This window comes from Roseibium suaedae (genome assembly GCF_900142725.1).
GTDB lineage: Bacteria > Pseudomonadota > Alphaproteobacteria > Rhizobiales > Stappiaceae > Roseibium > Roseibium suaedae.
In genome coordinates this window covers 146,452-163,037 of sequence record NZ_FRBW01000001.1, presented here as the reverse complement: position 1 = coordinate 163,037, position 16,586 = coordinate 146,452, and the positions used below count along the sequence as shown (strand labels likewise).

Here is a 16,586-nt window from a genome sequence, read left to right as displayed (position 1 = left end):
CCGCCTGACACTTGCGTAACGCAGCCAAGAGAGACACATGACCGACATCCGCTTCGACGCCCTTTGCATCGGCAACGCCATCTGTGACGTGTTTGCCCATGTGGAAGAGGACTTCCTTGCCCGGGAAAATCTGGTGAAGGGCGCCATGCGCCTGATCGACACGGATGAAGCCATCCGGCTTTACGACCGGATGGGGCAGACAGTGCGGATCTCTGGCGGCAGCGCAGGCAACACGGCTGCGGGCATCGCCTCTCTTGGCGGTGCCCCAGCCTATTTCGGCAAGGTCGCCGTGGATGAACTGGGCGACAGCTTCGCCCACGACATGCGCAAGACAGGCGTTCACTTCGAAACCTCCCGCCTGATCGACAAGGACCCGACCGCCCGCTCGATGATCCTGATCACTCCGGACGGCGAGCGCACCATGAACACCTATCTGGGGGCCTGCGTGCACCTGGGGCCCGTCGACGTGGATGCGGACGTGGTCAAGGCCTCTGCCGTGACCTACATGGAAGGCTATCTCTGGGATCCGGAAGAAGCCAAGAAGGCCTTTCTTGAAGCGGCGTCCATCGCCCACGCGGCAGGCCGCAAGGTTGCGATTTCCCTATCGGACTCTTTCTGCGTCGACCGGTATCGCAGCGAGTTCCTGAAGCTCATCTCGGACGGCGTCGTCGATATCGTCTTTGCCAACGAACACGAACTGAAGGCGCTTTACCAGACGGCCGACATCGACACTGCCGTTGCCGCCGCAAAGGACAACGGCGCCCTCACCGCGCTGACCCTTGGTGAAAAAGGCGCGATGGCGATTTCAGCAGAAGGCATCTTCAAGGCCGATGCCCAGCAGGTGGATGCTGTCGTCGACCTGACCGGCGCCGGCGACCTCTTTGCCGCAGGCTTCCTCTTCGGCTTTGCCCGGGACTACGATCTGAAGACCTCACTTGAACTCGGCTGCCTGTGCGCCAGCAACGTCATCGGCCACGTGGGCGCCCGCCCGGAAAAGCCGCTGAAGCATCTGGCTTCCCAGCACGGCTTCGAGATCTGAACCGGCCGTACTTGACCTTCAAAGCCGCGTCCGGTGCCCCGGGCGCGGCTTTTTCATGGGCTAACCGCCAAGGCCAACCGGGAAGCCCTGAAACGGCTTCAATTCCTTGAGCACAAAAGTGGTCTGCATCTCCTTGATACCCGGCAAGCGGCGGATCACCGACATGGCAAAATCCGAATAGCTGTCGAGATCCCGAGCCACCACCTGCACCAGAAAATCAGCATCTCCCGCAATGCTATAGCAGGCGACAACCTCTTCAAGCTCCAGGATCTTTCGCGAGAACTCGTCCGCCTCGCTTTCACTGTGGCTATCGATCTTCACCCGTATGAAGGCCAGAACACCAAGGCCGATCTGTTTGCGGTCCAGGCAAGCGCGGTAGTCCTGAATGATGCCTGTCTCTTCCAGCTGGCGAACACGGCGCCAGCAGGGCGATGTAGAAAGACCGACCTTGTCCGCCAAGGCCTGATTGGTCAGACGCCCGTCCTCTTGCAGGGACCTGAGAATACGAAGATCGGAAGCATCAAGCTCCATTTTGGAAGTTCCCACCTATTGAGAAAATCATTGAGGTAGATCCTACCTACAATCGCAGATTAGATGGGTAAATAGGCATGAATGACCATTCACGCTGGAATAGCTTCATCGGGATATCAATCATCCCCGCGAGGTTACATATGACCCAGGATCTGCGCATCGCCATCATCGTCAATCCGGATCTGGCCCTTGGCGCACTGGCTAATACAGCCGCAGCAATTTCTGTTGGCATTGGCGCAAGAATGCCGGAGTTCGGCAACCGACAGCTCACAGACGGCGAAGGCAGAACGATCAGCATTTCATCCAACCACCCCGTCCCCATGTTGCAAGCGGACGAGACCACGCTGACAGAGCTGCTTTTGAAGGCCGTGACCAGCGGCGAGGGCACTGTTGTGCCTTTCCCGCGATTTGCCCGGTCTCTTCATGCCTATAGCGATTATGAAGCACAATTCCCTGCTAAGGACCTTGCCCATGAGCCCTTGGACGGTCTGGGCTTTGCCGGACCGTCCAAATGGGTCCGTTCCCTAACAGGTAGCCTCAAGCTGCTGCGCTGAAACGCAAAAAGGCGCCCATAGAGGCGCCTTTTCAATTCCTTGACCTTTACTGGACGATCAGTCCGCGAGATCCTGAACGCTGATCACGCTGCCGTCTTCGGCAAGGCGGTAGACCACCGGCGCGCCGGTGCCCAGTTCACGCTTGAGGATCTGCTCGGGCGTCAGGTTTTCCAGTTCCATGATCAGGGCGCGCAGGGAGTTGCCATGGGCTGCCACGATGATGCTCTTGCCGCCCAGAACCTGGGGCAGGATTTCCTTATGGTAGTACGGCAGAACGCGCTCAGCGGTCATCTTGAGGCTTTCACCACCCGGAGGCGGAACGTCGAAGGACCGGCGCCAGATATGGACCTGCTCTTCGCCGAACTTCTCGCGCGCCTCGTCCTTGTTCATGCCGGTGATGTCACCATAGTCACGCTCGTTCAGCGCCTGGTTCTTCACCGTCTCGAGACCATCCTGACCGATCTCGGAAAGGATCAGCTCAAGAGTCTTCTGGGCACGCGTCAGATCAGACGTGAAAGCAAGGTCGAACTTCAGCTTGAGATCGCGAAGCTGTTCACCCGCCTTCTTGGCTTCGGCCACGCCCTGTTCAGTCAGGTTGGGGTTCTTCCAGCCCGTGAACAGGTTCTTCAAATTCCATTCACTCTGACCGTGGCGGACGAGCACCAGAATGCGTTCCATGGTCGTACTCCTTGACGATGGGAGGTCAATCACTGAGGCCGAGGACATCGGCCATTGAATAGAAACCGGGCTTCTTCTCGAAGGCCCAGAGCGCGGCCTTGACCGCCCCCTTGGCAAAGAGCTGCCGGTCTTCGGCATGGTGGGACAGCGTCAGCCGTTCGCTGTCGCTGGCAAAGATCACGGAATGCTCACCGATCACGGACCCGCCGCGCAGGGTGGCAAAGCCGATGTCACCTTGCGTGCGGGCACCGGTGATGCCATCGCGCGCGCGAACAGAATGCTCTTCAAGGGAAATGCCGCGCCCCTTGGCTGCGGCCTCTCCCAACATCAGGGCGGTGCCAGATGGAGCGTCAACCTTGTGCTTGTGGTGCATCTCGAGCACTTCGATATCGAAGTCCGCATCAAGAGCCTTCGCCGCCTGCTTGACCAGCGCGGCCAGAAGATTGACGCCAAGGCTCATATTGCCGGACTTGACGATACGGGCGTGGCGGGCGGCAGCAAGAAGCGGTTCATCCTCGCCCTGCGCCCAACCGGTCGTGCCGATGACATGGACAATGCGGGCCTGTGCTGCGAGTTCCGCAAACCAGAGACTTGCCTTGGGCGCTGTAAAGTCCAGAACACCATCGGCTGCCGCAAAGGCGGTCAGGGCGTCGGAAGTGACCGGAACGCCCAGCTCGCCGCATCCGGCGAGTTCACCGGCATCTTTGCCCAGGAATTCGGAACCTTCCCGTTCGATTGCCGCACTCACGCGGGCACCAGAGGATTCGGTCACGGCCCGGACAAGTGCCCGGCCCATCCGGCCTGCTGCTCCCACGACGACAAGGCGCATTTCGCTCATCGGTATTCCTCGTTCCAGTCTGCATCCGGGGTATAGCAGCTTCACCAGCCTTGGCAAATGAACCAATTCGAATGCAGACCGCAACCAACATAAAAACGGGGCGGCCCGCCGTGCGAACCGCCCCATTTCCTATTCAATCATCCGGTCGGGACAGAAGATCTCAGTCTTCTTCCTTTTCCTTCTCGATTTCCTTGCCGGTCTCCTGGTCAACGACCTTCATGGACAGGCGGACCTTGCCGCGCTCGTCGAAGCCCATGAGCTTGACCCAGACCTTGTCGCCTTCCTTGATGACGTCGGTCACCTTGGCAACCTTCTTGGGAGCGAGCTGGGAGATGTGGACCAGACCGTCCTTGGCACCGAAGAAGTTCACGAAGGCGCCGAAATCAACGCACTTCACGACCGTACCTTCGTAGATCATGCCAACTTCCGGCTCGGCTGCGATGGAGTTGATCCAGTTCACAGCGGCCTTGATGGCCTTGCCGTCGGAAGACGCGATCTTGACGGTGCCGTCGTCCTCGATGTTCACCTTGGCGCCGGTCTTTTCCACGATTTCGCGGATGACCTTGCCGCCGGAACCGATGACTTCACGGATCTTGTCGACCGGGATCTTCATCACTTCGATACGCGGAGCGTGTTCGCCAAGCTCGGAACGAGCCGTGGTGATCGCCTTGGCCATTTCACCGAGGATGTGGATACGGCCGTCCTTGGCCTGACCCAGAGCGACCTTCATGATCTCTTCGGTGATACCGTCGATCTTGATGTCCATCTGCAGCGCGGTGATGCCGTTTTCGGAACCAGCCACCTTGAAGTCCATGTCGCCGAGGTGATCTTCATCACCCAGGATGTCGGACAGGACTGCGAACTTGTCGCCTTCCTTGATCAGGCCCATGGCGATACCAGCCACCGGAGCCTTCAGCGGAACGCCTGCATCCATCAGGGACAGGGAGGTGCCGCAAACGGTCGCCATGGAGGACGAACCGTTGGATTCGGTGATTTCGGAGACAACGCGCAGGGTATACGGGAAGTCGTGCTTGGCCGGCAGCATCGGGTTGATGGCGCGCCATGCAAGCTTGCCGTGACCGATTTCGCGGCGTCCCGGGGAGCCCATGCGGCCCGTTTCACCGACCGAGTAGGGCGGGAAGTTGTAGTGCAGCATGAAATGGGACTTGTAGGTGCCTTCCAGCGCATCAACGAACTGCTCGTCTTCGCCGGTGCCGAGGGTGGCAACAACGAGACCCTGGGTTTCACCACGGGTGAACAGGGAAGAGCCGTGCGCGCGCGGCAGGATGCCGACTTCCGACACGATCGGGCGGACGGTGGACAGGTCACGGCCGTCGATACGGGTGCTGGTCTCGATGATAGCGCCGCGAACGATCTCGGCTTCGAGCTTCTTGAACAGCTCGCCAACAACGGTGCCTTCCGGAGCAGCGTCACCAGCGTTGGTGATGACTGCTTCGACAACCTTGGCCTTGGCCGCGTCGACTGCGTTCTTGCGCTCGGTCTTTGCGGTGATCTTGTAGGCAGCCTTCAGATCGTCGGCAGCAATGCCCTTGATCTGCTCGAACAGAGCGGAGTGATCCGGAACGTTCAGCTCGCGCGGTTCCTTGGCAGCGGTTTCAGCCAGCTTGATGATCGCATCGATCACCGGCTGGAAACCACGATGGCCGAACATCACGGCGCCGAGCATGGTGTCTTCGTCGAGTTCCTTTGCTTCGGACTCAACCATCAGAACCGCATCAGCGGTACCGGCAACAACCAGATCCAGAGAGGATTCGGACATGTCGTCGACGAGCGGGTTCAGGACGTATTCGCCGTTGATGAAGCCAACGCGTGCGCCGCCGATCGGGCCCATGAACGGAACGCCGGACAGGGTCAGGGCAGCCGAGGAGGCAACCATGGCGAGGATGTCCGGAGCGTTTTCCATGTCGTGGGACAGAACGGTGATCACCACCTGGGTGTCGTTCTTGTAGCCATCGGCAAACAGCGGGCGGATCGGACGGTCGATCAGACGCGAGGTCAGGGTTTCGTGCTCGCTCGGACGGCCTTCACGCTTGAAGTAGCCACCCGGGATCTTGCCGGCTGCGAAAGCCTTTTCCTGGTAATTCACGGTCAGCGGGAAGAAATCCTGGCCCGGCTTCGGAGCCTTGGCAGACACGACGGTCGCCAGAACCTTGGTTTCCCCGTAGGACGCCATCACGGCGCCATCAGCCTGACGGGCCACCTTGCCCGTTTCCAGCACGAGCGGGCGGCCGCCCCACTCGACTTCAACGCGATGAACATTAAACATCGTCATTCCTTACAGCTTCGTCCCCCAGTTCCGGTCCCCGTTCAGAACGGTTTCCTGTTGGACTGCGGGACAATTATCGGTCGGCCCCGTATGGGCCGGTTACCGATATGACAAGCCACGGGCAAGACGACGAGCTGCTCTCAAGCGAAAGAGCGGCTGGCAATCCTGCCCCATGACCGTCACTTGACTTCCTATAAGCAAACGCGGCGGGCAAATCCACCCACCGCGTTTGTTTGGTTCTGCCGTTAGCGGCGGATGCCGAGGCGCTGGATCAGAGACTGGTAGCGCTCTTCGTTCTTGCCCTTGACGTAGTCGAGCAGGGAACGACGGGAAGCAACCATCTTCAGAAGGCCGCGGCGGGAGTGGTTGTCCTTGCCGTGGGACTTGAAGTGGCCAGTCAGGTTGTTGATCCGCTCGGTCAGGATCGCAACCTGGACTTCCGGAGAACCGGTGTCGCCTTCCTTGGTCGCGTATTCCTTGATGAGCTCAGCCTTACGTTCAGCAGTAATCGACATCGTGTGTCCTTTCAGAATGCGGGCTGCCGGAGCCGCCCATGATTTTAAGTGCCGGAATACCCGGCAGGATCCCCGCCTTGGCCAGAGCCGAGATGTCGGTCAGCAAAGGATGACGGAGACCACTGGGGCCAACAGGTCCCAATGGCGGCGGAATATGACGGAGTTGCTTGCGGATTACCAGCAGAATCTGGCCAATGCATAGCTGCCCGGCCCAGCGCGGGAAGGCATCAGACAGTCATCGGGCAGCCAAAGAGAGAGCAGCCAGCTCCCTTCGGAATTCAGAGGGCTTCCTCGACCTTCTCGCAAATGGTCCGAAGCACGGTCAGCCGCGCATGCCGCTTGTTTTCCGCAGAAACCAGGGTCCAGGGCGCATAGTGGGTCGAGGTGCGGTCGATCATGTCCCCTGCTGCGACGGCATAATCGTCCCATTTCAACCGGTTGCGCCAATCGTCATCCGTGATCTTGTGCTGCTTGTAGACGGTTTCCTCGCGTGCCTTGAACCGCCGGAGCTGCTCTTCAGCACTGATCGCCAGCCAGAACTTGCAGACCACATACCCGAACTTGGTCAGCTCGGCCTCGAAATCGTTGATCTCGTTATAGGCTCTCAGCCAGTCATCGTGGCTGGCATAGCCTTCCACTCGCTCGACCAAAACCCGCTCGTACCAGGACCGGTCAAAGATCGCGATATGCCCGCGCGCCGGCATCCTGCGCCAGAAGCGCCAGAGGTAGGGCCTGGCCTTTTCCTCGTCGCTTGGAGCGGAAATCGGATGGACCCGGTAGATGCGCGGATCAAGCGGACGGATCACCCGGCGGATGGCCCCGCCCTTGCCCGCCGCATCATTGCCCTGAAACACGAGGATCATGCCCTTCTTGGCAAAATCCTTGGTATCGGACAGGTCGGACAGACGCTGCTGCAGCTTCTCGCGCTCTTCCTCGTAGTCGCTCTTGGAGACGGAGGCTGTCAGGTCGATCGCGTCCACGGCAGTGCGGTGAGGAAGTCCGCTGACGACCGCGGGCGCGGATACCGCCTGATGCTGGCCATCCTCCAGCTTCAAGCGGATGGAATCTGCAAGAGTCTGGCCAATGGCTGCATCGCGGTAGTCGGAATTCTGGGACGGAATGACGAACCAGGGCGCGTGGCCCTTGCTGGTCTCCAGAATGATCTGCTCGCCGACGTCCGTGGCCTTGGCATGGTTCTTCAGCGTCGCCCAGTCCGCCAGAACGTGACGCGCAGCATTCTTCTTCTTGATCTGCTTGAGCCGCTTTTCCTGGTCTTCCTTCGGCAAAAGGAACCAGAACTTGAGCAGAAGCACGCCTTCGTTGGCCAGCATCTCCTCGAAGCGGCGGATACGGGCCATCTGATGATTGAACTCGGCGTCATCGATCTTGTCGTAGATCCGGTCGCGCAGGGCCTGCTGGTACCAGCTGCCAAAGACAATTGCCGTCTCTCCCTTGGCAGGCAGATCACGCCAATAGCGCCAGAGCGGCGGGCGCATGCGTGCTTCGTCCATGGGATCGCCATAGGCGTTGCAGGTCAGGTGCCGAGCATCCATCCAGTCGTAGAGACGGGCTACTGCCTCCCCTTTTCCCGCACCATCCAGGCCATCAACGAGGATCATGATCGAGAAGGCTTTCTTTTCGACTGCTTCCAGCTGGGCAGAGAGCAGCGCTTCGCGAAGTTGCGGCTCAAGATCGTGAAAGGACTTCTTGTCCATGTCCTGCGGAAGCTTCGCCGAATCAAACATTCATGTCTCTCCATCACACGCCTGACCGGCGATCTTGTCCGGCACACCAAGTGAACGATTTCCCGCCAACAACGAAGAATTGTCAATTGCCCGCAAACACGCCGGAGACGAGGCGAACGGCGGTGACGCCGCACTTGCGCTCCACACCGGCCACTTTTGCCACTCAGGTGACTTGTTGTGACACCGGCCAGGTGCCTATATCAAGCCCACGAAAGTGACCCGACGGAGCCGTTGGGTGACCCCAGGACAAGCCAAAGACCGAGCGCCAGCCCATTGACCGCCCTATTTGAATATTTAGTCAATTTCATCGGCGACAACCCCGCGCTCGCAGGGGCCATCTGTTTTGCGGCCGCCATGGGCGAGGCGCTTTTCATCATCGGTCTGGTGGTGCCCAGTACTGTCGTGCTGGTCGGCGCCGGAACGCTGATCGGTCTAGGCAAGCTGAATGGTGTCGAGATCTTCATCTGGACCACTCTCGGGGCAACGGCTGGCGATGCGGTGTCCTACTGGTTCGGGCATTTCTACAAGGACAAGGTCCGGAAGATCTGGCCCCTGTCCCGCTACACCCAGCTGGTCGACAAGGGCGAGGAATTCTTCAAGATCCACGGTGGCAAGAGCGTCTTCATCGGCCGCTTTGTTCCGGGTGTGAAATCGGTCGTGCCGGGCATCGCGGGCATGGTGGGAATGAACGCGACCCGCTTCACGGTGATCAACATCACCTCTGCCTTTGCCTGGACAGCGGCCCATCTCGGCCCCGGCATCATCGCCGGAACAGCGCTTTCTGCCATTGGCGAGGTCAGCGGACGCCTGGCTGTCGTGCTTGGCGGTCTCCTCGTCATCGCCTTCGTCATCGTGATGCTGGGACGCTGGATGATCCTGATCATCATGCCGCTCTTTCCCAATGCGCACTCCGCGGTGGTCAACTGGTTCGCCCGGCGCCCCGACCGGGTCTCGCGCTGGATTGCGGAAACCTTCGATCCGCAACATCCCCGCTCAACGGGCATGCTCGTGTCCGCCGTGGTGCTCCTGATCACCATGCCGCTGTTCTTCTGGTTCATGGGCGAGATCGCGCCCGGCGAACCGATGGTGCGGGCTGACGTCGCAATCTTGAACATGTTCACGGATCTGCGGTCGCCAATCGGTGACCAGCTGATGACGACGATCACCATGCTTGGCGACGGCATTGTCGTTGCCGTCGTGGCACTGACCGTGACCGCTTACCTGTTCCTGCGCAAGGCCTGGCGCCGGGCCGTTGGCTTCCTGATCGCCATCGGCGGCACGGCCCTGTTCGTGCCGCTGTTCAAAAGCCTGCTTGAGCGCTCCCGGCCAATGGATCTCTATACCGGGGCGGATGCCTTCAGTTTCCCGAGCGGCCATGCCACGCTCAATACGGTCCTCTTCGGCATCTGCGCGGTGCTGATCGCCCATGACCGCAGCCGCTGGGCCAAGGCCTCCATCTTCACGATCACCGCGACATACGTGATCGCAATCGGTTTCTCCCGCGTCTATCTCGGTGCCCACTGGATGTCGGACGTTCTGGCGGGAACCCTCTTCGGCTTGGGAATGGTCTCCGCCTTCGGCTTCGTCTTCGGCCCCATCCACAACGAGAAGGTCGGACGGCTCACTCTTGCCGGGCTCATCGTGCTGATCCTGGCCGGGTTTGGAAGCTGGCATGTGTCGCGGGACTTCTCCACGGCCATGGAAACCTACAAGCCGCGCCACGACCGCCGCTTGCTGACGGCCTCCGAATGGCAATCCTTCGGCTGGGCCACCCTTCCCGATCACCGCATCGAACTCAGCGGCGAGACAAAGGAACCGCTCGTCATCCAGTATGCCGGGGCACCTGATGGCCTTGCCAAGGCGCTGGAAAGCAACGGCTGGCAGCCCGCGCCGGAATGGACGCTCTCTTCTGCCACCGGCTTTATTGTCGGCGAAACTCCCGCGGACAAGCTGCCCGCCCTGCCCAGAACCCAGAACGGACGCCAGCCTGCGCTGATCCTGATCCGCTCCGATGATGACAAGACCACCGGTGGCAGCCGCTGGATCCTGCGCCTGTGGCCGGGCAACACCGAGGTTCTGCGCAATGGAACCGTTCTGCCGCTCTATTCGGGCAGCATTCTCCACGAGGAGATCCTTCGGCCAATGGGCGAATTCTCCGGCCCCAAGATAGACCGCCAGGCCCCCGCGCTTGAGGACAACCCGGTGCGCAAGCTTCCAGGCGCCCTCGTTCGAACCCGTGACGACGGCACCAGTGTTGTGTTGGCAGTTGATCCGGATGCCTCTGCGCCCCTGTTCTCCCGCCCTGCGCAACCCGCGCCGCAATAAGGCAACCTGGCTGGCTTCAGCCACTCCGGGTCAAAGTTATCAAAGCTCTTTTTTGCAGTCGGCCGGAACCTTAGCGTTCCGGCCGGTTTTCAATGCATGCCATTTTTTCTATATTTTCGTGCGAACCCCTTGAAGAGTCCCCCCACGATCCAGTATATTCATATTATTGAAACTAAGGATCTCACCTTCATGACCGAGTTCACGCCCCTGATGTCGCTGGCCGGCGGCGCGTTGATTGGCCTTGCTGCAGTGGCCCTGATGGGGCTTCTGGGAAGGATTGCCGGCATCAATGGCATTCTCTCCGGACTGATCGCCTTGCCGAACTCGAGTGACTGGGCCTGGCGCGCGGCCTTTGTGCTTGGCCTCCTCGGTTCACCGCTGATCGTCCTGATGATCGCCGGCACGCTGCCAGCGCTAAGCGTGCCGGTGTCTCCCATCATGATCGGCATCGGTGGGGTCCTCGTCGGGATCGGCACTTCGCTTGGCTCGGGCTGCACCAGCGGCCATGGCGTCTGTGGCATAGCCCGTCTTTCCAAGCGCTCCATTGCTGCCACCCTCACCTTCATGGCAACGGCCCTGATCACGGTCTTTGTCATCCGCCACGTGATCGGAGCCTGACCCATGCTGAAAACCTTTGGTGCATTTGCAGCCGGCCTGATCTTCGGTACCGGCATCCTCCTCTCCGGCATGGGAAACCCTGCCAAGGTGCTCAATTTCTTCGACCTTGCCGGAACCTGGGACCCGAGCCTGATGTTCGTCATGGGCGGCGCGCTGGCTGTAACCTTCATCGGTTACCGCCTGGTTTTCCAGATGAAGCGGCCGCTCCTGGCGGCAAGCTTCTCCCTGCCGACAAGCACCGTGCTCGACGCAAGGCTGATTGGCGGCGCGGCCATTTTCGGCATCGGCTGGGGCATTGCCGGGTTTTGCCCGGGAGGGTTGCTGCCAGTCATCGGATATGGCCAGATCGAACCCTTCATCATGCTTGGCGGCATTCTGACCGGCATGATCATCGTCAAGGCCGTAACCGCTTCGGGCAGCAAGACTGCCCCAGCGGGCAAAGCGGCCCCCAGGCCCGCGCAAGGCTGAGCTGCGCCAAACCTTCAGCGCATGAGGAAGACAAAGATGAGCACGACAGATTATCCCGTCGACATGTCGGTCCAGCCGGAGGTCACCGCTTTCTTCGACGCGGCAACCAACACCATCAGCTATGTGGTCAAGGATCCGGCCTCCAGTGCCTGCGCGGTTGTCGACAGCGTCATGGACATCGACTATGCGGCTGGCCGCATCACCTACGACCATGCCGACCAGATCATCCGCTTCATCCAGGACAAGGGCCTGACGCTGGAATGGCTGATCGAGACGCATGTTCACGCCGACCACCTGTCTGCAGCGCCCTACATTCAGGCAAAACTCGGCGGCAAGCTGGGCATTGGCGACAAGATCACCGTGGTTCAGGATACATTCGGCAAGATCTTCAATGAAGGCACCGAGTTCCAGCGCGACGGCAGCCAGTTCGACCGTCTCTTTTCCGATGGCGACAACTACAAGATTGGCAGCATGCCTGCCTTTGCCATGTACACGCCGGGCCACACACCTGCGTGTATGGTCCATGTGATCGGCAATGCCGCCTTTGTCGGTGACACGCTGTTCATGCCGGATGGCGGCTCTGCCCGTGCCGACTTCCCCGGCGGGGACGCCGGTGTTCTCTACGACTCCATTCAGAAGGTTCTCTCTCTTCCGGACGACATGCGCCTGTTCATGTGCCACGACTACGGCCCCAATGGACGGGACATCCATTGGGAGACCACCGTTGGCGAGGAAAAGGCCCACAACATTCATGTCGGCGGCGGAAAGACCAAGGAAGAGTTCGTCAAGTTCCGCACCGAGCGCGATGCGCAGCTGGACATGCCGAAGCTGATCATCCCCTCGCTCCAGGTGAATATGCGGGCCGGACAGCTTCCTCCTGCGGATGAAAGCGGAAAACGCTTCCTCAAAGTGCCCCTGAACGGATTATGATGGCGAAAGCATATTCGCTCTTGGAGACATGATAATGGAAGTCAGACACCTCACCGAGGAGGTCGCCGTCAGCCCGCAGATTTCCGTCGCGGACATTGAAGCCATCGCAGCAAAGGGGTTCCGCTCGGTGATCTGCAACCGGCCGGACGGTGAAAGCCTGGACCAGCCAGACTACGCGGAGATTGAAGCTGCGGCCCGCAAGGCCGGCCTTGAATTCCGCTACCAGCCGATCGTCGGCGGTCAGCTCGGCATCGAGGACGCCGAAGAGTTCGGCAAGTCGCTGGACGAGCTGCCGCGCCCGATCTTCGCCTATTGCCGGTCCGGCACGCGCTGCGCCACTCTCTGGAGCCTGTCGCAGGCAGGTCAACTGCCCGCTGACGACATCCTGCAAAGCGCTCGCAACGCCGGCTATGACATGTCCGCCTTCGCGGATTACCTCCGGAGCCGTTGATCTGGTGTCCCGGCCTTCAGCGGCCGGGACCTCCCCGCCGCGGATCCGACACCAGAAAGTCTTTTTTGATGAAGTCTCTGCGGCGCTATCTGCCGATCCTTTCCTGGGCCCGGATCTATGACCGGGAAACAGCAACCAGCGATCTGGTGGCGGCCATCATCGTCACGATCATGCTGATCCCCCAATCGCTGGCCTACGCCCTGCTGGCAGGACTGCCGCCGGAAGTGGGCCTCTATGCCTCGATCCTGCCGCTTGTTGCCTATGCCATCTTCGGCACCAGCCGGGCGTTGGCCGTCGGGCCAGTGGCGGTTGTCTCACTGATGACGGCGTCCGCTGTCGGAGAGCTCGCCGCTCAAGGCACTGCGGAATATCTCGGCGCGGCCATTACCCTCGCCTTCCTGTCCGGCCTGATGCTGATGGCCATGGGCTTCTTCCGGCTCGGCTTTCTGGCAAATCTTCTGAGCCATCCGGTCATTTCCGGCTTCATCACGGCCTCCGGCCTCTTGATCGCATCCAGCCAGCTCAAGCACATCTTCGGCATTCCGGCGGGCGGGCATACGCTCTACGACATCCTGCTTGCAATCGCTTCCACCATCGGCAGCACCAATCCGATCACCCTTGTGATCGGCGTTTGCGCCACGCTCTTCCTGTTCTGGGTGCGCAAGGGACTCAAACCCCTGCTGCTCCGCCTCGGCTTCAAGCCCTTTCTGGCGGATATCATCACAAAGGCCGGTCCTGTCGCTGCCGTGGCGGTCACGACACTGATTGCTGCCGGTTTTGATCTCGGCGCAAAAGGCGTCAAGCTGGTCGGCGACATTCCCTCCGGCTTGCCCATGCCGCATCTGCCGGCACTCGACAGCGCCCTCTGGCTGGATCTGGCGCCAGCGGCCCTGCTGATTTCGGTCATTGGCTTCGTGGAATCCGTCTCCGTCGCCCAGACATTGGCTGCCAAGAAACGCCAGCGGATCGAGCCGGACCAGGAACTGATCGGCCTTGGCGCTTCCAACATCGCCTCCGCCATCTCCGGCGGTTATCCGGTGACAGGTGGCTTCGCCCGTTCGGTGGTGAATTTCGACGCAGGCGCTGAAACCCCTGCCGCCGGTGCCTATACGGCGGTCGGCATCGCGGTCGCGACCCTGTTCCTGACGCCGCTTCTCACCAACCTGCCTCAGGCAACACTGGCTGCGACCATCATTGTCGCCGTTCTCTCCCTGGTCGACTTCAAGGCGATCCGGCGCACCTACGCCTATTCCCGCAGCGATTTCGCCGCCATGGCCGCAACCATTCTGGTGACCCTGTTCTTCGGCGTTGAGCAAGGGGTCGTAACCGGCGTGATCCTGTCCATCGCTCTGCACCTCTACCGCTCGTCCCGCCCGCACATGGCCGTGGTCGGCATCGTTCCAGGCACGGAGCATTTCCGCAATGTCGATCGGCACTCTGTGGTGACCGGCGAACGCGTCCTCAGCATTCGCGTCGACGAGAGCCTGTTCTTCGCCAACAGCCGCTATCTGGAAGACAAGATCTACGCCCTGATTGCAGAACGCCCCACGATCGAACATGTCGTGCTGATGTGCCCGGCCGTGAATGCCATTGACGCCAGTGCGCTGGAAAGCCTGGAGGAAATCAATCACCGCCTGCAGGACAGCGGTGTTTCCTTCAGCCTGTCAGAGGTGAAGGGGCCGGTAATGGACAAGCTCAAGCGGACGGATTTCCTGGCCCATCTGACCGGCAAGGTCTTTCTCAGCCAGTATGACGCCCTGTGCGAGCTGGATCCCCTCACAGCTCATCGCTCGGAAGCCAGAACGCCCAAGCGTGTCGCCCACTCCGGGCTCTGGAACGGACCGGAGATCTGAGGACAGCGGGCCTTCCGCTTCAGAAGCCTGCTTGCGGACGGTCGCGTGTCCCGGCACTCTCCGGCCATGCAAGACACAGCCGCCCGACGCGCCCAGCTCCTTTCCCGCTTTCACCCAGGCACCAGTGGTGTCCTGGTGATCGTCTATTCCCAGGTTCGGGTTCCGGCGGGCAGGTTCGGTCTCGAGCGCCTCTTTGCCCGAACACGCCACAGCTGCCTGTTTCTGAATGATGCGGCGAGCGGCTGGTATCTGGGTCAGGAACACGCCATCGACCAAGCTGTCGATGAAGCCATCTCTCTTTCGAAGCCTTCCCGCATCATTCACTACGGCTCGTCGATGGGCGGCTACTGCGCCCTGTCGACTGGCCTGCGGCGCAAGGATGGCACCATCCACGCCTATGGCACGGAACTGCGGCCGGGACGGCCTGGCTATCAAAGCACCGCCAACGGCGTGTCGTCACAAGATCCCCGGCTCTTTGATTTCGCAGGAAAGGACACGCCTTTTCCTCTTCATCTCTATTTCGGTTGCCTGGACCCGGTGGATGCCGCCAATGCGGCCTTCGCGGCAGATGTTCTGCCGCAGGCTTGCCTGCACCTTCTGGCCTCCTGCCACGCCAGCCATGACCACCTCTACAGCCTGAACATCATCCGACGGATCACCAGCACCTTTGAACGTGATCCAGACAAGGAGCTTGCCTCCAAGAACCTTCTTTCTGCCGACAGCCTTGCGGACCTTGGCCAATTCGGTGCGCTCGCCGAGGCCATGACCGAAGGACGGGAGGTTTCTCCGCAGCAGATTGAGCAAATCTCCGCCCTTCCCCGCAATCCAGGCATGCTGCGGCTTCTGGGAGAGGCTCAGTGGCGTGCCCGTGCGTCAGATGCGGCGCTTGAAACCCTGGAGCGGGCAGAACGGCTGATCGACAAGGATGCCGTTCTCATGACCCTGCCGAAACGCTGGCGCAAGGAACTGCCCTTGAAGAGAAGCCATTGGCTGATCGCTCTTGGCTGGGAAGATGAGGCGCGTGCGCTTTTGAAACACTGCGCGGATGTCTTCCCCGTTGATGCGACCATGCTGCAACTCGCTGATCAGCTCGGTCTGAAACTTCAGATCCTCGAAAGCAGCATCCATCCGCATTAATGATCAAGCTGGTTTCCGCTTGAAATTTTCGAACAAATGCGGAACAAATAGACCATGGCCTCGACACTGCAGCCTGGAGCGAACCGCATTTCCCTGACCGATCCCCTCGTGGATGGCCGTCAGTCGGACAATGCATTGAAAGTCTGGCGCGGCGCTGCCCGCCTGCTGCGCTCCATGGATTTCGCCTGCCTGCCGGAGGTTACACTGGCCTCTGGCCGCCGCGCCGATCTTCTCGGTCTCGGTCCCAGGCACGAGCTCTGGATCATTGAGGTCAAATCCTCGATCGCCGACTTGCGGGCAGACTGCAAATGGCCCGACTACCGGATGCATTGCGACCGGCTCTATTTCGCCACACACCCGGACGTGCCGCTGGACATTTTCCCTGAGGACGCGGGGCTGATCCTGTCTGACGGTTTTGGCGCGGAGATCATCCGCGAGGCGCCGGAGCACAAACTCCCTGCCGCCACCCGCAAGGCCGTGACCCACCGGTTTGCCCGTCACGGCGCCCTGCGGCTTCATGACCTCACCGACCCTGACCTTCGCGGATCTTTTGCCGGCTACTGACAGAGTAGACTGATCCAGTTCCGACCATCTGCGTAGGCATGGCACTGAAATGA

Annotated in this window: 16 protein-coding genes; 10 read left to right on the top strand and 6 right to left on the bottom strand. The window is 60.5% G+C overall.

Annotation, left to right across the window (positions count from 1 at the left end; all coding sequences use genetic code 11):
* Positions 1-37 precede the first annotated feature (37 nt).
* Positions 38-1,039, top strand: a complete 1,002-nt coding sequence (locus BUA94_RS00685; protein ID WP_073007478.1) for an adenosine kinase — start codon at positions 38-40, stop codon at positions 1,037-1,039.
* Positions 1,040-1,099: 60 nt separating this feature from the next.
* Here BUA94_RS00685 and BUA94_RS00680 read toward each other — a convergent pair whose 3' ends face one another.
* On the bottom strand, positions 1,100-1,570 hold the full coding sequence (locus BUA94_RS00680; protein WP_073007475.1) for an Lrp/AsnC family transcriptional regulator: 471 nt from the start codon (positions 1,568-1,570) through the stop codon (positions 1,100-1,102).
* A gap of 140 nt (positions 1,571-1,710) precedes the next feature.
* Here BUA94_RS00680 and BUA94_RS00675 point away from each other — a divergent pair, with 140 nt between their 5' ends.
* Positions 1,711-2,124 carry a DUF2000 domain-containing protein gene (locus BUA94_RS00675; protein ID WP_073007470.1) on the top strand — a complete coding sequence of 138 codons (414 nt, stop codon included), beginning with the start codon at positions 1,711-1,713 and terminating at the stop codon, positions 2,122-2,124.
* 57 nt (positions 2,125-2,181) lie between these two features.
* Here BUA94_RS00675 and BUA94_RS00670 read toward each other — a convergent pair whose 3' ends face one another.
* From BUA94_RS00670 to pap, 5 genes are all read right to left on the bottom strand, one after another.
* Complete coding sequence (locus BUA94_RS00670; RefSeq protein WP_073007465.1) at positions 2,182-2,802, bottom strand: 2,3-bisphosphoglycerate-dependent phosphoglycerate mutase; 621 nt, start codon at positions 2,800-2,802, stop codon at positions 2,182-2,184.
* Between the two features lie 25 nt (positions 2,803-2,827).
* Positions 2,828-3,640 (bottom strand): 4-hydroxy-tetrahydrodipicolinate reductase, encoded by an 813-nt coding sequence (gene dapB, locus BUA94_RS00665; RefSeq protein WP_073007463.1) that lies wholly within the window; start codon positions 3,638-3,640, stop codon positions 2,828-2,830.
* Between the two features lie 160 nt (positions 3,641-3,800).
* Positions 3,801-5,927 carry a polyribonucleotide nucleotidyltransferase gene (pnp, locus tag BUA94_RS00660; protein WP_073010583.1) on the bottom strand — a complete coding sequence of 709 codons (2,127 nt, stop codon included), beginning with the start codon at positions 5,925-5,927 and terminating at the stop codon, positions 3,801-3,803.
* A gap of 245 nt (positions 5,928-6,172) precedes the next feature.
* Positions 6,173-6,442: a 30S ribosomal protein S15 gene (rpsO, locus tag BUA94_RS00655; protein WP_073007461.1), complete on the bottom strand. Its 270-nt coding sequence runs from the start codon at positions 6,440-6,442 to the stop codon at positions 6,173-6,175.
* Between the two features lie 278 nt (positions 6,443-6,720).
* The gene (gene pap, locus BUA94_RS00650; RefSeq protein WP_073007459.1) at positions 6,721-8,187 is read right to left on the bottom strand and encodes a polyphosphate:AMP phosphotransferase; all 1,467 of its coding nucleotides are present in this window, start codon (positions 8,185-8,187) and stop codon (positions 6,721-6,723) included.
* A 273-nt stretch (positions 8,188-8,460) separates the two neighbouring features.
* Between pap and BUA94_RS00645 the strand changes: the two genes are divergently transcribed.
* From BUA94_RS00645 to BUA94_RS00610, 8 genes are all read left to right on the top strand, one after another.
* Positions 8,461-10,512 carry a bifunctional DedA family/phosphatase PAP2 family protein gene (locus BUA94_RS00645; protein WP_073007457.1) on the top strand — a complete coding sequence of 684 codons (2,052 nt, stop codon included), beginning with the start codon at positions 8,461-8,463 and terminating at the stop codon, positions 10,510-10,512.
* Positions 10,513-10,701: 189 nt separating this feature from the next.
* Entirely contained in the window at positions 10,702-11,130 is a 429-nt protein-coding gene (locus BUA94_RS00640; protein WP_073007456.1) for a YeeE/YedE family protein, read from the top strand.
* 3 nt (positions 11,131-11,133) lie between these two features.
* Positions 11,134-11,598: a DUF6691 family protein gene (locus BUA94_RS00635; RefSeq protein ID WP_073007454.1), complete on the top strand. Its 465-nt coding sequence runs from the start codon at positions 11,134-11,136 to the stop codon at positions 11,596-11,598.
* 36 nt (positions 11,599-11,634) lie between these two features.
* Positions 11,635-12,528, top strand: coding sequence for an MBL fold metallo-hydrolase (locus BUA94_RS00630; RefSeq protein ID WP_073007453.1), 894 nt, complete (start codon positions 11,635-11,637; stop codon positions 12,526-12,528).
* Between the two features lie 34 nt (positions 12,529-12,562).
* Positions 12,563-12,979, top strand: coding sequence for a protein tyrosine phosphatase family protein (locus tag BUA94_RS00625; RefSeq protein ID WP_073007451.1), 417 nt, complete (start codon positions 12,563-12,565; stop codon positions 12,977-12,979).
* A gap of 68 nt (positions 12,980-13,047) precedes the next feature.
* Positions 13,048-14,832, top strand: coding sequence for a SulP family inorganic anion transporter (locus tag BUA94_RS00620; RefSeq protein ID WP_073007449.1), 1,785 nt, complete (start codon positions 13,048-13,050; stop codon positions 14,830-14,832).
* 66 nt (positions 14,833-14,898) lie between these two features.
* Entirely contained in the window at positions 14,899-15,969 is a 1,071-nt protein-coding gene (locus BUA94_RS00615) for a hypothetical protein (protein ID WP_084081639.1), read from the top strand.
* A gap of 54 nt (positions 15,970-16,023) precedes the next feature.
* Entirely contained in the window at positions 16,024-16,533 is a 510-nt protein-coding gene (locus BUA94_RS00610; RefSeq protein ID WP_073007447.1) for an MmcB family DNA repair protein, read from the top strand.
* Positions 16,534-16,586 lie beyond the last annotated feature (53 nt).